General features: G+C 35.9%; 17 protein-coding genes. 14 read left to right on the top strand and 3 right to left on the bottom strand.

Annotated features, from left to right (window positions below):
* Position 1 precedes the first annotated feature (1 nt).
* Genes MHH85_RS18595 through MHH85_RS18585 form a run of 3 tightly spaced genes read left to right on the top strand, consistent with a single transcriptional unit; the run spans position 2 to position 3,115 of the window.
* Entirely contained in the window at positions 2–1,465 is a 1,464-nt protein-coding gene (locus MHH85_RS18595) for a tagaturonate reductase (protein WP_340708039.1), read from the top strand.
* The gene (locus tag MHH85_RS18590) at positions 1,462–2,472 is read left to right on the top strand and encodes a zinc-binding alcohol dehydrogenase family protein (RefSeq protein WP_340708038.1); all 1,011 of its coding nucleotides are present in this window, start codon (positions 1,462–1,464) and stop codon (positions 2,470–2,472) included. Before MHH85_RS18595 ends, MHH85_RS18590 begins: the two co-directional genes overlap by 4 nt.
* A 13-nt stretch (positions 2,473–2,485) precedes the next feature.
* Complete coding sequence (locus tag MHH85_RS18585) at positions 2,486–3,115, top strand: bifunctional 4-hydroxy-2-oxoglutarate aldolase/2-dehydro-3-deoxy-phosphogluconate aldolase (protein WP_340708037.1); 630 nt, start codon at positions 2,486–2,488, stop codon at positions 3,113–3,115.
* A gap of 35 nt (positions 3,116–3,150) precedes the next feature.
* Here the strand turns inward: MHH85_RS18585 and MHH85_RS18580 are convergent, their stop codons facing one another.
* Both MHH85_RS18580 and MHH85_RS18575 read right to left on the bottom strand, forming a co-directional pair.
* A complete protein-coding gene (locus MHH85_RS18580; protein ID WP_053418162.1) occupies positions 3,151–3,666 on the bottom strand; it encodes a winged helix-turn-helix domain-containing protein in 516 nt (171 codons plus the stop codon).
* A 35-nt stretch (positions 3,667–3,701) separates the two neighbouring features.
* A complete protein-coding gene (locus MHH85_RS18575) occupies positions 3,702–4,034 on the bottom strand; it encodes a winged helix-turn-helix domain-containing protein (protein ID WP_053418161.1) in 333 nt (110 codons plus the stop codon).
* 206 nt (positions 4,035–4,240) lie between these two features.
* On the opposite strand from MHH85_RS18575, the gene MHH85_RS18570 reads away from it, so the two are divergent.
* Together MHH85_RS18570 and bioB are read left to right on the top strand one after the other, a co-directional pair.
* Positions 4,241–4,828, top strand: a complete 588-nt coding sequence (locus tag MHH85_RS18570) for a biotin transporter BioY (protein ID WP_340708036.1) — start codon at positions 4,241–4,243, stop codon at positions 4,826–4,828.
* Positions 4,829–4,833: 5 nt separating this feature from the next.
* On the top strand, positions 4,834–5,835 hold the full coding sequence (bioB, locus tag MHH85_RS18565; RefSeq protein WP_340708035.1) for a biotin synthase BioB: 1,002 nt from the start codon (positions 4,834–4,836) through the stop codon (positions 5,833–5,835).
* A gap of 70 nt (positions 5,836–5,905) precedes the next feature.
* Here the strand turns inward: bioB and MHH85_RS18560 are convergent, their stop codons facing one another.
* The gene (locus MHH85_RS18560; RefSeq protein WP_340708034.1) at positions 5,906–6,991 is read right to left on the bottom strand and encodes a metallophosphoesterase; all 1,086 of its coding nucleotides are present in this window, start codon (positions 6,989–6,991) and stop codon (positions 5,906–5,908) included.
* Positions 6,992–7,362: 371 nt separating this feature from the next.
* Between MHH85_RS18560 and MHH85_RS18555 the strand changes: the two genes are divergently transcribed.
* The 9 genes from MHH85_RS18555 (at position 7,363) to MHH85_RS18515 (ending at position 15,866) form a co-directional block, all read left to right on the top strand.
* Positions 7,363–8,316 (top strand): ABC transporter substrate-binding protein, encoded by a 954-nt coding sequence (locus MHH85_RS18555; protein ID WP_445684131.1) that lies wholly within the window; start codon positions 7,363–7,365, stop codon positions 8,314–8,316.
* A 23-nt stretch (positions 8,317–8,339) separates the two neighbouring features.
* Positions 8,340–9,347 carry a FecCD family ABC transporter permease gene (locus tag MHH85_RS18550; RefSeq protein ID WP_340708033.1) on the top strand — a complete coding sequence of 336 codons (1,008 nt, stop codon included), beginning with the start codon at positions 8,340–8,342 and terminating at the stop codon, positions 9,345–9,347.
* Between the two features lie 10 nt (positions 9,348–9,357).
* The gene (locus MHH85_RS18545) at positions 9,358–10,362 is read left to right on the top strand and encodes a FecCD family ABC transporter permease (RefSeq protein ID WP_340708203.1); all 1,005 of its coding nucleotides are present in this window, start codon (positions 9,358–9,360) and stop codon (positions 10,360–10,362) included.
* Between the two features lie 15 nt (positions 10,363–10,377).
* Complete coding sequence (locus MHH85_RS18540; RefSeq protein ID WP_193738115.1) at positions 10,378–11,190, top strand: ABC transporter ATP-binding protein; 813 nt, start codon at positions 10,378–10,380, stop codon at positions 11,188–11,190.
* Positions 11,190–11,993, top strand: a complete 804-nt coding sequence (locus tag MHH85_RS18535; protein ID WP_340708032.1) for an alpha/beta hydrolase — start codon at positions 11,190–11,192, stop codon at positions 11,991–11,993. Before MHH85_RS18540 ends, MHH85_RS18535 begins: the two co-directional genes overlap by 1 nt.
* Positions 11,994–12,099: 106 nt before the next feature.
* Positions 12,100–12,321 carry a YdbC family protein gene (locus tag MHH85_RS18530; protein ID WP_340708031.1) on the top strand — a complete coding sequence of 74 codons (222 nt, stop codon included), beginning with the start codon at positions 12,100–12,102 and terminating at the stop codon, positions 12,319–12,321.
* Positions 12,322–12,522: 201 nt separating this feature from the next.
* Entirely contained in the window at positions 12,523–13,542 is a 1,020-nt protein-coding gene (locus MHH85_RS18525) for a serine hydrolase domain-containing protein (protein WP_340708030.1), read from the top strand.
* A gap of 21 nt (positions 13,543–13,563) precedes the next feature.
* Complete coding sequence (locus tag MHH85_RS18520) at positions 13,564–14,850, top strand: ABC transporter substrate-binding protein (protein WP_340708029.1); 1,287 nt, start codon at positions 13,564–13,566, stop codon at positions 14,848–14,850.
* A gap of 71 nt (positions 14,851–14,921) precedes the next feature.
* Positions 14,922–15,866, top strand: a complete 945-nt coding sequence (locus MHH85_RS18515; protein ID WP_193738118.1) for a carbohydrate ABC transporter permease — start codon at positions 14,922–14,924, stop codon at positions 15,864–15,866.
* The last annotated feature ends 9 nt before the right edge of the window (positions 15,867–15,875 follow it).

Raw genomic sequence — 15,875 nt, 5'->3', positions numbered from 1 at the left:
TATGCAAAGTACATATAAGCTTTTATGTAATGAAATAGTAAATGCAGAGAGTAATAGAAAAGTTCTTCCTATTAAAGTGCTACAAATAGGTGATGGAAATTTCATTCGTGCTTTTCTCGATTGGATATTCTATGAATTAAACAATACAGCAAACTTTCAAGGCGGTATTGTTTCCATACAGTCAACTTCAAGAGGCCAAGGTAATCGCAAATTACAACAGCAAAACAATCTATTTACCGTGCTTAGCCGAGGGCTAGTTGATGGTGAAGTAAGTGAACAGACTACAGTAATAGACACCGTTCAAGAAAGTATCAATCCCTATGAGGACTGGCCAGCTGTATTAAAACAAATGGAGAACCCAGAATTACAGTTTATTTTCTCAAATACGACTGAAGCTGGGTTGCAGTACACAATGGAAAAATGGTCCACACATACTGCACAAAACTCTTTCCCCGGAAAGCTTGTTCAGTTATTATTCCATCGTTTCACCTTCTTTAACGGAGAAATAGAGCGCGGTCTATATATTTTGCCATTAGAGTTAGTTGAAGAAAATGGACAAAAGCTGCAACAAATTTGTATGCAAATAGCCCAAGATTGGGAACTGTCATCTGAATTCAAAAAATGGATGATCAATTCATGTTTCTTCTGTAATACGCTAGTAGATCGCATTGTACCGGGATTTCCTGAGGAATCGGCAGATCTATTCCAACACTATGGTTATAAAGATGAGTTGTTAACAATTTGCGAACCTTATCATTTATTTGTTATAGAAGGTCCAGAGAAATTACAGCAATTGATACCTTATAAAGAAGCAAATTTAAATATTAAATTTGAAGATATCAAAAAGTATAGAGAGTTAAAAGTGAAAATTTTAAATGGTATACATACCATTTTAGCGTCCCAGGGTTTACTAATGGATTTACATACAGTCAAAGAGGCTATAGAGCATCCGGTTATAAAGCCATTCATTACTCAAATTGTTGAAGATGAACTGTTTGGGCATTTACATCGTGAAGAAAAAGAACAGACAATAGCGTATATGAATATTGTATTCGAACGTTTCCAAAATCCATTCATTCATCATAAGCTTGCAGATATTCGTTTGAACTCTTTCAGTAAGTTGAAAACGCGCATCTGGCCAAGTATTGAGCAGTATATAGAAATTAACAATAAACTACCGAAGGATTTAATGTTTGCAATGACTATCGCTTTATTTGGCTTAGATCCACAACGTTTCACAGTGCGTGATTCAGAAGAAAATATCGCAATTTTAAGTGTATTTCAGCGTGAAATGTTAACAGAGAGAAAGCTAACTGTTATGGGCGATTTGCTCGATAAAGAATTTGGATGTCCGCCATTACAGCTAGCAGATATGGCTTTCCAAATGGTCTCTTATTGGGAGAATCTCGAACAAAATGATTTACAAACACTACTCTTGAAAACGAAAGGTGACGTTAAGTTATGAAGCAAATCGTCTGTATACAACCACATGAAATGGCATTAGTTGATGTGCCAAAACCAACTATTCAGCAAGCAGATGAAGTGTTGATTCACATAAAACGAATTGGAATTTGCGGTACAGATATTCATGCATATGGGGGTAATCAACCATTTTTCTCTTATCCACGTGTATTAGGTCATGAACTTGCTGGTGAAGTATCAGAGATTGGTCGCAATGTAGAGCATCTACAAATAGGTGACCTAGTAACAATTATTCCATATGTTAATTGTGGACAATGTGCGCCATGTACAGCGGGTAAGACAAATTGCTGTACGAATATCCAAGTAATAGGAGTCCATGCAGATGGCGGTATGGGTGAATACTTAACAGTACCTTCAAAGTATGTCATTAAAACAAATGGTTTGTCTTTGGATGATGCAGCAATTGTAGAGCCACTGAGCATTGGTGCGCATGCAGTAAGACGTGCAAATTTAACTGCTGGAGAATCAGTTTTAGTCATTGGTGCTGGTCCAATTGGTATTGGCGTAGCCAGATTTGCAAAGCTTCAAGGTGCTACAACTTTCCTAATGGATTTAAGTGAAGAACGTCTTAACTTTAGTAAAAACTGGACAGATGCAGATGCTGTATTTCAACCAAGTGAGCAAGTATTAGATGAATTAAGAGAAAAAAATAATGGTCAATTGCCAACGATTGTTTTTGATGCTACTGGTAATAAGCATTCAATGATGAAAGCGTTCGACTATGCAGATCATGGAGGAAAAGTAGTCTATGTTGGTTTAGTGAAAGATACAATTAGCTTCTTTGATCCAGATTTCCATGCTAAAGAGATGACATTACTAGGAAGTAGAAATGCTACTTTAGAAGATTTCCAATATGTTATTGATTCTATGCAAAACGGATCAGTAAAAGAGGGCTATGTTACAAAGAAAATCACATTCGAGAAAACACCTGAATACTTCCAACAAGGTGATTTCCGAACAAATAAAGCACAAATCACTTTAGAGAAGTAATGGAGGAATTCAAATGAATAAAGAACAATCGCTTTTACGTATGAAAGAAGCCGGTGTCATCCCTGTTATGCGCGGTATGAAAACAGCTACAGTTATTGACCTACTACAAGCATTATATGAGGGTGGTTTAAAGGCAGTTGAAATTACAATCGAAGGCGATGAAGGCTTAGATTCTATTAAAGTTGCAAAAGAACATTTCAAGGACAAATTACTTGTTGGTGCAGGCACAATTTTAAGTGGAGCAGATGCACAAGCTTCAATCGATGCAGGAGCAGATTTTATCGTTACACCAATCGTTGTGGAAGACGCCATTACAGTAGCAAAGGAAAATAACTGCTTTGTCGCAATTGGAGCATTCTCACCAACTGAAATTGCCACAGCGTATTCATTAGGTGCAGATATCGTAAAAGTATTCCCGGCGAACACACTTGGGGCTGATTATTTAAAAAATGTTAAAGGTCCACTTCCACAAATTCCATTAATGCCAACTGGTGGCATCGACTTAAGTAATATTCAGTCGTATTTCAACAATGGTGCAATTTGCGTAGGTGTAGGCAGTGCTATTTATAAATTCAACACAGCAGCTGAAATTACAGCTGCAGCTCGTGAATATGTTCAAGCATTTGAATCTGCTAAAAACTAATGAATTTTTTAAAAAAAGAGGTTGCTCATAGTCAATTATATTGGCTTATGAGCAACCTCTTTTTGCATAGTAATATTATTTTGAGTTTTTTCGTAATAAACTTTACCATCTTCTGAAATCTCCCAATAACCGTACTGAGAATCTTTGCGGATAAAGTTTTTAATATTCAGCTGTTGGCTAGCCCAACGAACATTGTTTTTCCATTGAGGTTCTTGACCATCACGCACAGTAATACGTGCTTCATCCTCAGTGATTTCGAATAGCTCACGCATTTCCTCGTATGCATCATTAATTGCTACGGGTTCATTGCGATTGTATAAATAAGCTAGTAAATTTGGCTCTATGTCTGTAGAGGTAGGAAGGATAGGACGTTTGTTTTTAATCTCCAAAGACAAATCCTTAAACCCGTTTCTCTGTATCTCTTGCTCGATTAGGAACCGTATAGAATCTCCGATTTCAGATTGAGCACCGGCCCATCTCATAATGCCCTCATCACTTTTTCGTAATCGTAAAGTTAAAGAGTTTCCGGCATGATATTGCTCCTTTGACATATGTTATCCCCCTGGAAGCCGATTATATCGATTGCTTAATTGAATTTTTTTAGACGAGAATGGAGATAAACTTTTTTTCCTTTTTCGCTAATGCTCCAAAATCCTCGTTTTGCAGTACTCGTAGTATATTCCTTTTTCTTTAATTCAGTATGAGCATTTCTTACTTCATTTTCGAAAAGGCTTGCCCCGCTTTTTAGGGTTAGTTTTTGTTGTGCAGTAGTCAGTTGAAAAACATTGGCCATGGCTGTATATACATCTTGAATAGGTACCTGTCTTTCTTTTAAATAAAGAAATTCGAAAAGACGATTTGTGATAATTTTACGCTCCGGTAAGCCGACCTCTGGAGTTACAACGTTGACATTTGACATAATGTAAAGCCCCCTTAGTTAGTAGAAGCAATTGTAAGTAGCTGCTAATATATTCATTGTAACACAACGGAGTACATTAGTCGACAATGCAATGCATTGTATTATGTTTCTACGCGTTTGTGTCAACCTATGTATTTTAATAGGTTGACACAAGGTGGTTTTTTTTTTACTATATTTATAAATACAAAAATATAAAGGGGTGTAGTATGACAACAAGTACATTGAATTCTAAAAGTAAATTGAGAACAGTCGATTTAGTCTATTGTGCATTATTTGCAACTCTTATGATGATTGGAGCGAATATTACTTCTTTTGCACCGTTTATGGTAGTCGGTGGCGTACCGATTACATTGCAGGCATTCTTCGCAATATTGGCTGGACTCGTTTTGGGAAGCCGACTAGGTGCCCTTTCAATTACGGTGTATATGTTAATCGGTTTAGCAGGTGCACCTGTTTTCGCACGTTTCGGAGGAGGCTTTTCCCAAATATTAAGTCCGACATTTGGTTTTGTTGTTGCATTTATACTAGTTGCATTTATTGTCGGTAAAATTGTAGAAAATAATCGTTCGAAAAAAATGTACATCACAGCAGCGATAATAGGGGTAATCGTGAGCTATTTGATTGGTACTAACTGGATGTATGCTGCATATATGTTATGGTTTAGCGCACCAGAAGCCTTCAATTATAAAATGGCATGGCTTTGGATGATGCCACCATTACCAAAAGATTTAATTTTAGCTGTATTTGCAGGTGTATTTGGTCATCGAATACAAAAAGTGTTGAAGGTGAGGTAATCACGATGAATTTTGAAGTTTTAGCACAGCAAGTTCTAGATGGATATCAACTGACAGATACCGAAGCACTAGCAATATTGAAAAGTCCAGATGAAGATTTATTACCTTTATTACACTCAGCTTATAAAATTCGAAACTATTATTATGGTAATAAAGTGAAATTAAATATGATTATTAATACGAAATCAGGTCTATGCCCAGAAAATTGTGGATACTGCTCACAGTCAATTATTTCAAAAGCACCAATTGAAAAATATGCGATGATGAAACAAGATGAAATTGTAGCAGGAGCGGACCGAGCTGCATCACTAAATGTAGGTACATATTGTATCGTAGCGAGCGGACGTGGTCCTGTTAATCGAGAAATTGATATTGTCGTAGATTCTGTAAAGGCTATAAAAGAAAAACATAGTGATATGACCATCTGTGCGTGCTTAGGTATTCTAAAGCCAGAACAAGCACAGAAGTTAAAGGAAGCGGGCGTCGATCGTTATAATCACAATATCAATACATCTGCTAATCATCACGAGAACATTACGACGTCACATACATATGATGATCGTGTGAGAACCGTAGAACTAGCTAAAGAAGCGGGTATTTCACCTTGCTCTGGTGTTATTGTCGGTATGAGAGAGACACAACAAGATGTGATTGCAATGGCGCGCAGCCTACATGCATTGGATGCAGATTCTATTCCAGTTAACTTTCTAAATGCAGTAGACGGTACACCATTGGAGGGTACACATGAACTTAACCCTCGTTATTGTCTAAAAGTATTATGCCTATTCCGTTTTATCAACCCCTCTAAAGAAATTAGGGTATCAGGGGGGAGAGAAGTGAATCTTGGTACACTTCAACCACTCAGCTTATACCCAGCAAACTCTATTTTCCTAGGTGACTACTTAACAACGGAAGGACAAGCAGGAGAAAAAGATCGTCAAATGCTTGAAGATTTAGGGTTTGAAGTCGATTTGGAGCCCTTACAACATGAATTAAAAGTTAATTAAAAAATACCCTGTCGTAGATTATTACGGCAGGGTATTTGTGTGTACTGTATTTCTATAATATGAATTTATCTTAGAATACACACTCTTTAGGGATCCATCCAATCTCAGCATTTGAATTTTTAATCAGGATATATCCATCTGTAGAATCATTTAAGAGCCATACTTTTTCTAATTCTTGAACTGAAAGAAATGTTGTACTAATCCCTCGGGTACATGTTGCTTTTCCATCAACAATTTGTAAATATTCGTTTTTGATCCATTGTTGTTGATGGAGATTTATATTTACACAAAGCGTGAAATATTGATCTTGTTGTATGATTTGCATTTCATAATACGGATATGTAACAGTACCTATTCGATTTGTTGTATCAAGATGGTCTTTTTTTATAATGACTTCATTTGTTAAATCGTCAACATAACATGACGTATATTGATTATCCTGGATGATTAAAGCATTTAATTGACCGTCATCTTTGATTCGATTTCCTCCATCTATTGCCGTTATTTTCTTATCCCAATCGATTAATGGGAGATGTGAGGTTATTTGGTTAAATCTATAGTTTACAACCGGCCAATGTCCAACAATCACCATTTTGTCAGCTTGATGATTTTTTTCATAAAATGCACCTGCTTGTAAAGCAAATGTCTCCTCTGTTTGTTGCCAATCTTCTTTATTTTCAATTCCTGCATGAATCACTATGAATTCCTCTGTTTCGATTGCATATGGTAGTTGTTCAAGCCAAGTTAATATTTCTCCAAAATGTTGACGGTAATATTGGGTTAGTTGCTCTAAATTTTCAAAATCATTTAAGGATTTATGATTGGCAGCTAGCATGTCATTAAAAATGGAATTCTTCCTTTTTTCAATATAGGGGAGAATACTTTGGTCACCATTTTCTACATAACGGAACAATACATCGCAATTACCTTTAGTGACATACACGTTACTAGAGTGATTACATAGTGTTCTAATGTATTCTACAACTTCTAAACTATTCTCACCTTTCTCACACATATCACCATTAATGATTAAATAATCATTTGTTGTGTAAGTAACTTTATGAAGCAATCTTTTAAATAAATTCAAGCTTGCATGAATATCTGAAACAATAATGACTCGCTTTTCTTTTTCTACACGAACCTTCTTCACTTTCATCGTGGTTGATCCCTCATTTATGTAAAAGTAATAACAGTTCTTAATAATTCAATAAAATAAGTTAAAAATCCTGCTTAAATGGAAACAAATTTTTCCTTTACTATACGAAATAACGTAGAAATGTTGATTTGGCCTTTAGTATTTGCTAGTGAAGAATTCAATAATGTAGAGCATATAAACATAACGATTTGCCCTCATTTGAACATGTTAAACAAAATTATGCAGAACTTATAATGGGTGTTGACACTTTGTATATTAAGGGTTATATTGGTAAAAGTTATTGATATTGATAATCATTATCAATTGTTTAGCTGTAAATAAGTAGGCCTGCTTATATTAACTAATACATAAAGGAGATTTAGCAGATGAAAATGAATAAATTTTGGATATTTGGATTAGCGGTATTTTTAGTAGCTTGTGGAGGGAATGAAACGCCTCCAAAAAAAGAGGGAAATAAAGCGGTAGGAACGGAAGAAACTGCTTCAAAAGAACAAACAGTTACTTATTTAGATAAATCATATACTCTACCATCTAAAGTAAATAATATTATCGCTGCAAGTTTAGAATCTATGGAAGACGCAGCAATGCTTAATGTAAAACCACTTGGAGCGGTAACTACTGCTGGTAAACTACCAGAATACCTTGCTAGTGATTTGGAAGGTGCAACTTCTATCGGTGAAAAAATGCAACCGAACTATGAAACTATTTTAAAGTTAAAGCCAGATGTTATTTTAGGTTCGTCAAAATATCCAGATGAAGTGGCTGAGCAGTTAAATAAAATTGGAACGATGATCCCTGTATCACATATTTCTACGGATTGGGAAGATAATCTACTTTTAATGGGTAAGTTGACTGGTAAAGAATCTGATGCGGAAAAAATTATTAATGATTACAAAACAAAAGCAGAAGCTGCAAAAACTAAAGTAGCTGAAAAAGTGAAAGACAAAAATGTATTTGTAATACGTATCCGTGCCAATAGCATGTTCGTGTATCCATCGGGTGTGTATTTAAATCCTGTTATATATGAAGATCTGGGAATAAAAGTTCCTGAATTAATTACTAAAACTGCTGCTCAAGAAGAGATATCAATTGAAACTTTGGCAGAAGTAAATCCAGATATTATTTTCTTACAATTCGAGGAAAGCGAGAATGATAAGAAAACTGCTGCATTAGATGATGTTTTGAAAAATCCTATCTTCAAAAGCATAAACGCTGCTAAAAACGATAAAGTATTTGTGAACGTAGTAGAACCTATGGCACAAGGTGGTACAGCTTGGAGTAAAGAAAAATTCTTAAATGCAGCTGTTGAAAATCTATCGAAATAATGTGTGAGCCTATGATAAGTAAAATGAAGAAACCTAAATTTGTACCAATCCTAATTATGGGTACTGCACCTCTCTTCATCGTATTTACAATTGCGTTATCGATCTTATACGGCACTAAGGATATTGATGTAACTACAATTTGGATGGCAATTACACAATTCGATTCGGGAAATGTTGATCATAATATTATCATGCAATCTCGTTTGCCACGTGTTTTAGCTGCTCTTCTTGTAGGAGCATTTCTTGCAATATCAGGAGCTATAATGCAGGGGATGACAAGAAACTATCTTGCTTCCCCCTCTATTATGGGGGTAACCGATGGTTCAGCATTTGTAATTACGATATGTATGATTTTTTATCCTGGCATGTCTAACTTTAATCTAATCATTTGCTCAATGATTGGTTCAGCTTTTGGGGCGGGGATTGTATTTGGTTTTGGTTCATTAATGAGAAATGGCCTATCCCCTGTAAGATTAGCCATTATTGGTACAGTTATTGGAACTTTTTTAAGCAGTATATCAGCAGCACTTTCTACATACTTTCAAATTTCACAAGATATGAGTTTTTGGTATAACGCTAAAATTCACAAGGTTGATCCCGAAGTTCTTTTACTTGCTTTACCATTTGGGATAGTTGGTCTTTTTCTTGCTTTATACATTGCTAAATCAATTACTATTTTATCAATTGGCGAGGATATTTCGATTAGTCTTGGCCAGCGTACAAAATGGGTTAAGGCCATTAGTATATTAATAGTCGTTTGTTTAACCGGTACTGCTGTGGCTCTTGTTGGGAAAATTGGTTTCGTAGGATTAATTATTCCTCATATTACGAGATTTCTTATTGGAGTTGATTACCGATTTGTCATCCCTTGTTCAGCGATTATTGGTGGGGTCTTTTTAGCACTTTGTGATGTTGGCAGTCGATTTATTAACTTTCCGTTTGAAACGCCAGTTGGTGTTGTTACATCGTTAATTGGTGTACCTTTCTTCCTCTATTTAATTCGTACGAGAGGGGGAGAACGACGTGCATAAACAACGTTTTATGATAAAAATTACAGCCGCTTTTTTGCTTATTTTTATAGCTATGTATATTCATATCACCAATGGCACTTTCGATATGTCGATTAAAGATGTAATTACAACACTGTTACGAATTAATCCAAATGATGATTTTGATCTAGTTATTTTTCAATTCCGACTTCCGCGAATTGTTATTGCGGCTCTTGTAGGCCTAGGGCTAGGTATAGCGGGTACGGTTATTCAAGGAATAACAAGAAATGGTTTAGCCGATCCTGGAATATTAGGTATCAACGCAGGTGCGGGTACTTCTATCGTAGTATTCATGTTTCTTCTACAGATGCAGTTAGTTGCATCTGGTAGCTCTAACTGGGTATCGATATTAATCATGCCTTTATTTGGCTTTGTAGGTGGATTAGTTGCTGCGATTGTTATATATAGCTTTTCCTGGCGTAATGGCAAATTAGATACGCAGCGTCTAATTTTAACGGGTATTGCTATTAGTTCAGGATTTGGTGCACTTTCAATGTTCATTTCTCTTAAAATGCGTGAAAGCGACTTTGAAATGGCTACTGTTTGGATGACTGGAAGTATCTATAATGCAAACTGGATTTTCATCGTTGCCATGTTACCTTGGCTTCTGATTTTGATACCCATAATTTACAGAAAAGCTTATTTACTAGATTATTTACAGCTTGAAGAGGCAAGTGTTAAAAGCCTTGGGATTGAAATTGAAAAAGAGAAATCGATACTGCTTTTATGTAGTATCGGTGTGATAAGTGCATGTGTAGCAGTATCAGGTAGTATATCCTTCATTGGATTAATGGCTCCTCATATCGCAAGACAACTTGTAGGTATACAACATCGGTATGTCATTCCTATGAGTGCTGCAGTAGGAATGCTACTAGTTATCTTCTCTGATTATATTGCAAAAACAGTATTTGCCCCTGCAGAAATTCCCGTAGGTATCATAGTAGCAATTTTAGGCGTACCTTATTTTCTATATTTATTAGTTAAATCAAAAGCATAAAAGGAGAACCGATAAATGGTGACTAGTGTTATTAGAGCGAAACAATTGACGGCGGGATATGAAAAAGTTACGGTTTTTTCAGATTTGAATACGACAATTAAAGAAGGGAAAATAACAACAATTATCGGTCCAAATGGATGTGGTAAATCGACATTATTAAAAACAATTGGTCGAATCTTAAAACAACAAAGTGGTAATGTATTTTTACAGGAACAAGACATGAAGACGATTTCGACGAAGGAGATTGCAAAGCAATTGGCACTCTTATCTCAAAATCCAGAAGCGCCTTTACAATTAAAAGTAGAGGAGCTTATTTCTTATGGTCGCTTCCCACATCGAAAAAATGTAGGTACTTTATCAAATAAAGATATTGAAGTAATTGAATGGGCTATGGATATAACGAAAACGACTGCTTTTCGTGATCGAGAAATCGCTCAACTTTCAGGTGGTCAACGTCAAAAAGTGTGGCTAGCAATGGCTCTTGCACAAGAGACAAGTATTTTACTGTTGGATGAACCGACGACTTATTTAGATCTTGCTCACCAACTTGAAGTGCTGAAGATTGTAGAGCGTCTAAACAAAGAACATCATTGCACAATAATAATGGTATTACATGATATCAACCATGCGGCTCGTTTTTCGCATGAAATTATTGCAATGAAAGATGGAGAAATTATTACCGTCGGTACACCAAATGAAATTTTAGAAAAAGGAACTCTAAAGCAAGTGTTCAATATCGATGCACGCATAATGATTGATCCAGATAATGGGGCACCAGTGTGTTTTGGATATGATACTTTTCTAGAGCAGGAATTGGAGGGAAAGTAGTGAAAGTAATAAATAAAGTCACTCAAGACAATACAGAACAATGGCTATACTATTCTGATGAAATGGATTATTCATATGATATAAAAGTGTCATTACCTAGTTCACCCCCACCTGTAGATGGCTATCCTATTATTTATATATTAGATGGAAATTCATACTTTCAATTTGCTCAAGGCATTGTAAGTTTGCAATCTAGAAATGCACCGAAAACATTGGTGAATGACGCGATTATTGTAGGTATTGGACATCAAGGTGAGGGGAAGGATGCTTCTAAACGAAGATTCTATGACTTTACTGCACCTGCAAATAAGTATGTTTATCCAGATAGACTAAAGGGTTTTGATGTTGGTATCCACGGAGGAGCGCAGAAATTTCTTAATTTTATTGAGTTAGAGTTAAAGCCAAAAATAGAAAGACGCTATTCTATTAATAAGGAAAAACAAGCTCTGTTCGGACATTCTCTCAGCGGTCTTTTTACATTATGGACACTTTTTACAAAACCAAAAACTTTTCAAACTTATCTAGCTTTAAGTCCTTCAATCTGGTGGAATGATCATGAAATTTTAACATACATGGATGTATTTCTGAGACAATCTGAAGCGTATGAGAAGAAGAACCTTTACCTTGCAGTAGGTGAGTGTGAGGGCTTTATGGTTGACGATGCAAAACAAGTGTTCAGCCGATTAAGTACTGATCAACAAAAGTATGTGGAATGTGAATTTTACTGTGCTCCAGAAGAAAATCATGCGTCTGTCGTGCCTACAGTCATGAGTAGAGCAATTCGCTTTGCAAATAAGAAATAGAAAAGTTCTGATATAATGGATTATTACGAGGCTATGGCGCTTGGAGTAACATGCTGTTAGTTAGCCCAAATGATGAAGTTATTAAAGTACAAAGGAGTTAGAGTAAATGGCAGAACTAAAATACGAAATCGTAGAAAACATTGCGGTACTTTCTGAAGGTGCTAAAGGTTGGCAGAAAGAATTAAATTTAATCAGTTGGAATGATCGTGCACCTAAGTATGATCTACGAGATTGGTCTGAGGATCATACGAAGATGGGGAAAGGCGTAACGTTAAGTTCCGAAGAAGTTCAGGCATTGAAAAAGGCGTTGCAAGAATTGACATTATAATCAAGTGCAATTTTTATGTGAAGATTGACTGATGTATTCAATAGAATAAATAGAAAAAGAGTTATCCGCTAATATGACGGATAGCTCTTTTTCTATTTATATATTTTCTGTAAAAAAATTTCAGAAATCAGCTTATTTTTTGTTATTTAATTTCATATCGTAATAACACGGAAAAAATAAAAAAATTACAAGGGTGTTGTCATGATAGATGAGTATATCAAACAAATAATTCAACAAAAACTACTTCCGGGTGCAGTTATTAGTGTACAGCAGAATTCGAAGCATTTAATAACCAAGAGCTATGGACATTTCATAGGGAAGGATTTGCAATTGCATGCAATCACAGAGAATACCCTTTTTGATTTGGCTTCTTTAACGAAGGTCGTTGCTACATTACCAGCTACCTTATATTTATTAAGCAGAAATGAACTTCAACTTGATAGAAGTGTATCGGAAATTATACCAGCATTCCGTTTTCCAAAGGTGACGATTCGACATTTGTTACAACATAGTTCAGGGTTGCCAGCAGGGTTAGAACCAAAAGTAGAGAGACATCATAACAGGGATGTAATGAGTGAAATATTAGCATGTAATTTAGTCTATAATCCAGGTCGATTTGTCGCGTATAGCGATCTAGGGATGATTTTATTAGGCAAAATAGTAGAAAAAGTGACAGGTGAATTGTTAGATCAATTTGTGAAACGACATTTTTTTAATCCGTGGAATATGCATAATACACAATTTTTATTGCCGGATAACCAAAAATATAAAGTAGCTGCTACTGAACTAGTAAGAGGGAAATATGTCCAAGGAGATGTACATGATGAGAAGGCGCTTTTACTAGGCGGTGTATCTGGTAGTGCCGGCTTATTTTCAAATGCAAAGGATTTACTTTTGTTTTCAGAGTATTGGTTAGGTGTTCGACATCAGTCGGTTATTCCATTCAATTGGATGGAGTCAGCATATAAGAATACGTTTTTAGGAAGGGGTCTGGGATTTGAAGTGCGGACTGGTGAAGAACCATCAGTATCCTTTGGAAAGTGGGTGAGTGTAGGGGCTTTTGGGCATACAGGATTTACAGGAACTAGTATTTGCATGGATCCTGTAAAAAAATCTTCTATCATATTATTAACGAATGCAGTGCATTATGGAAGAAATAGTTCGATTCGAGAAATCAGAAGGCAGATTCACGACCTGGTTTATGAGGAATTTCTTAACTAATCTTGGGGTGGAGGAACAGACGTGAAGGTATTGAATAGGTGGTTCTTTTTGTTTGTACTTTTGTTGACAATCGTATTAGCTGGCTGTGGCTCAAAAGACAAATCTGATGACACTAGCAAGGGAGATAAAGAATCCGAATCTTCAAAGGAAGTGTCACTGACAATTGGTAGCTGGCGTACAGAAGATGTAGCAAAATATGAAAAAGTAATCGCATTATTCAACAAGGAACATCCAGATATTAAAGTCACTTTCAGTCCAACAAAAAACACAGAATATAACACGGTATTAAACACAGCATTACAAGCGGGAGAAGGTCCGGATATTATTCATTTACGTCCATACGCTGCTGGTTTAAAACTAGCAGAATCAGGATTCATAGAAAAAATAAACGATTTGAATGGATTAAATGTATTCTCGGAAGAAGCACTACAAGCTTCTCGAGATGTAGAAGGTAATCAGTACGGGGTACCAATTAATTTGAGTTCTACTCAATTCTTCTATAATAAGAAGATTTTCAAAGAACAAGATTTAGATGTTCCAAATACATGGGATGAATTCATTCAATTAAATGACAAACTTCTAGCAAAAGGTATCACACCTATCGCTATGGGAACAAAGGAAAGTTGGCTATTATCGCTACTCCACGGAATTGTAGGACCTGGTGTCTATGAGGGGAATGATTTCTACAAGTCAGTTTTAGCTGGTGAAAAAGATTTCACAGATGCAAAGTTTAAAGAATCGATTCAAGTGATGAAAGATTTAAAAAAATACTTTCCTAAAAACTCAGAAGGTCTAGGAATGGATGATATTAGAACTGAGTTTGCATTAGAAAAAGCAGCCTTGTTCCCATTGGGGAGTTGGGAAATCCCAGTTGTCTCGGAAATGAATCCAGATTTAGATTTTGGCTTTTTCCCCATGCCGTCTAAAGCAGGTAATAAGACTGTGACAACATGGGTTGATGGCTCATTTGCTATGAATGCCAACTCAAAAAATAAAGAGGCAGCAAAGGTGTTTTTAGAATTTTTAACTACAAAAGAATTTGGTGAACTATTTGTAAAAGAGTTCTCAATGATTAGTGCAATGCCTGGCATTTCTTCGGATCAAGCTTTATTAAGTGATCTTAGTAAAGCAGTAGAATCTAACGCGACACCTTATATGTGGGTAACAAATTTTACAGGTGGAGATCCAACAACGAAAACAGTACTTGAAACTGAACTTCAAGGAATGTTTTTAGGTGATGTGAAGGTTGATGATGTTGCAAAAAAAGTGCAAGAAAATGCTAAAACATGGTTTAAGCCGTTTCAATAAATAATAATTGCCCTCACTGAAAAGAGGTGAGGGCTTATTGTTCCAATTTTACATAAAGGAGGCTCTGGTATATGACAAATGCGACAGCTCCATCGAAAAAAAAGAAACGGAGTTGGTCAAAATGGACAATTCACTTATTCCCTATACCGGCATTAATCATTTATGGAGTGTTCGTGTTATATCCAATAATTGCTGCCCTATCCTATAGTTTTTTTGAATTTAATGGGATGAACAGAGGCAATTTTGTAGGGCTTCAAAATTTCGTTACGCTTTTTACAAAAGAGCCTTATGGGTCTATGTTTTGGAATGCTTTTAAGCATAATGGAATTTATTTCATTATACAGATGGTTGTGATGAATGGTTTGGCTTTCTTTTTAGCCTTTATCATCTATAAAAGAATTCGAGGTTCAGAGTTTTTCAAAGCTGCTTTCTTTTTACCAAGGGTACTCTCTGTTATTGTAGTCGGCTTTTTATGGAAACTTATCTTAAATCCAAACTATGGTACAGTGAATGTTTTGCTTGAAAAGCTAGGCTTAGAAAGTTTGCAAAGAGCATGGTTAGGTGATCCGGATACAGCTCTTATTGTTATTATTCTAGTGAATTGTTGGTTTGGTATTGGATTTGGTGTTCTTATTTTCTTGGCCGGTTTTCAGGGGATTTCAAGTGAACTGATTGAAGCAGCCAGATTAGATGGAGCAAGGGGCTTTAAAATGTTGTCTAAAATCTATTTACCATTAATGATTCCTTCCATTATGATCATGGGCGTGCTCACGTTCATTCAATCGTTTGAAGCTTTCGAACTTATATACGCTATGCAGGGGTCGATGGGTGAACCCTATTATTCTACAGATACATTAGCAGTCTTTTTCTATAGGTTAGCATTTGGCAGTTCGACTGCTTCAGGAAATACCTCTATAGGATTAGGCTCGGCTTTAGCGACATGCTTATTCTGCTTTATTTTAATATGTACTTCGGTTTTCTTACGCATGATGAACAAAAAAGACGTTGAGATGTGAGAGGTGAAG

Origin of the sequence: Viridibacillus sp. FSL E2-0187, from assembly GCF_038006425.1 — a bacterium.
GTDB lineage: Bacteria > Bacillota > Bacilli > Bacillales_A > Planococcaceae > Viridibacillus > Viridibacillus arvi.
Note: the sequence above shows the minus strand (reverse complement) of the source record. Positions and strands in the feature narration are given on the sequence as shown.

Bases quoted from the DNA above. Each gene is read 5' to 3' on its own strand.
- MHH85_RS18595 (WP_340708039.1), top strand. From the start codon at position 2: ATGCAAAGTACATATAAGCTTTTATGTAATGAAATAGTAAATGCAGAG.
- MHH85_RS18590 (WP_340708038.1), top strand. From the start codon at position 1,462: ATGAAGCAAATCGTCTGTATACAACCACATGAAATGGCATTAGTTGAT.
- MHH85_RS18585 (WP_340708037.1), top strand. From the start codon at position 2,486: ATGAATAAAGAACAATCGCTTTTACGTATGAAAGAAGCCGGTGTCATC.
- MHH85_RS18580 (WP_053418162.1), bottom strand. From the start codon at position 3,666: ATGTCAAAGGAGCAATATCATGCCGGAAACTCTTTAACTTTACGATTA.
- MHH85_RS18575 (WP_053418161.1), bottom strand. From the start codon at position 4,034: ATGTCAAATGTCAACGTTGTAACTCCAGAGGTCGGCTTACCGGAGCGT.
- MHH85_RS18570 (WP_340708036.1), top strand. From the start codon at position 4,241: ATGACAACAAGTACATTGAATTCTAAAAGTAAATTGAGAACAGTCGAT.
- bioB (WP_340708035.1), top strand. From the start codon at position 4,834: ATGAATTTTGAAGTTTTAGCACAGCAAGTTCTAGATGGATATCAACTG.
- MHH85_RS18560 (WP_340708034.1), bottom strand. From the start codon at position 6,991: ATGAAAGTGAAGAAGGTTCGTGTAGAAAAAGAAAAGCGAGTCATTATT.
- MHH85_RS18555 (WP_445684131.1), top strand. From the start codon at position 7,363: ATGAATAAATTTTGGATATTTGGATTAGCGGTATTTTTAGTAGCTTGT.
- MHH85_RS18550 (WP_340708033.1), top strand. From the start codon at position 8,340: ATGAAGAAACCTAAATTTGTACCAATCCTAATTATGGGTACTGCACCT.
- MHH85_RS18545 (WP_340708203.1), top strand. From the start codon at position 9,358: ATGATAAAAATTACAGCCGCTTTTTTGCTTATTTTTATAGCTATGTAT.
- MHH85_RS18540 (WP_193738115.1), top strand. From the start codon at position 10,378: ATGGTGACTAGTGTTATTAGAGCGAAACAATTGACGGCGGGATATGAA.
- MHH85_RS18530 (WP_340708031.1), top strand. From the start codon at position 12,100: ATGGCAGAACTAAAATACGAAATCGTAGAAAACATTGCGGTACTTTCT.
- MHH85_RS18525 (WP_340708030.1), top strand. From the start codon at position 12,523: ATGATAGATGAGTATATCAAACAAATAATTCAACAAAAACTACTTCCG.
- MHH85_RS18515 (WP_193738118.1), top strand. From the start codon at position 14,922: ATGACAAATGCGACAGCTCCATCGAAAAAAAAGAAACGGAGTTGGTCA.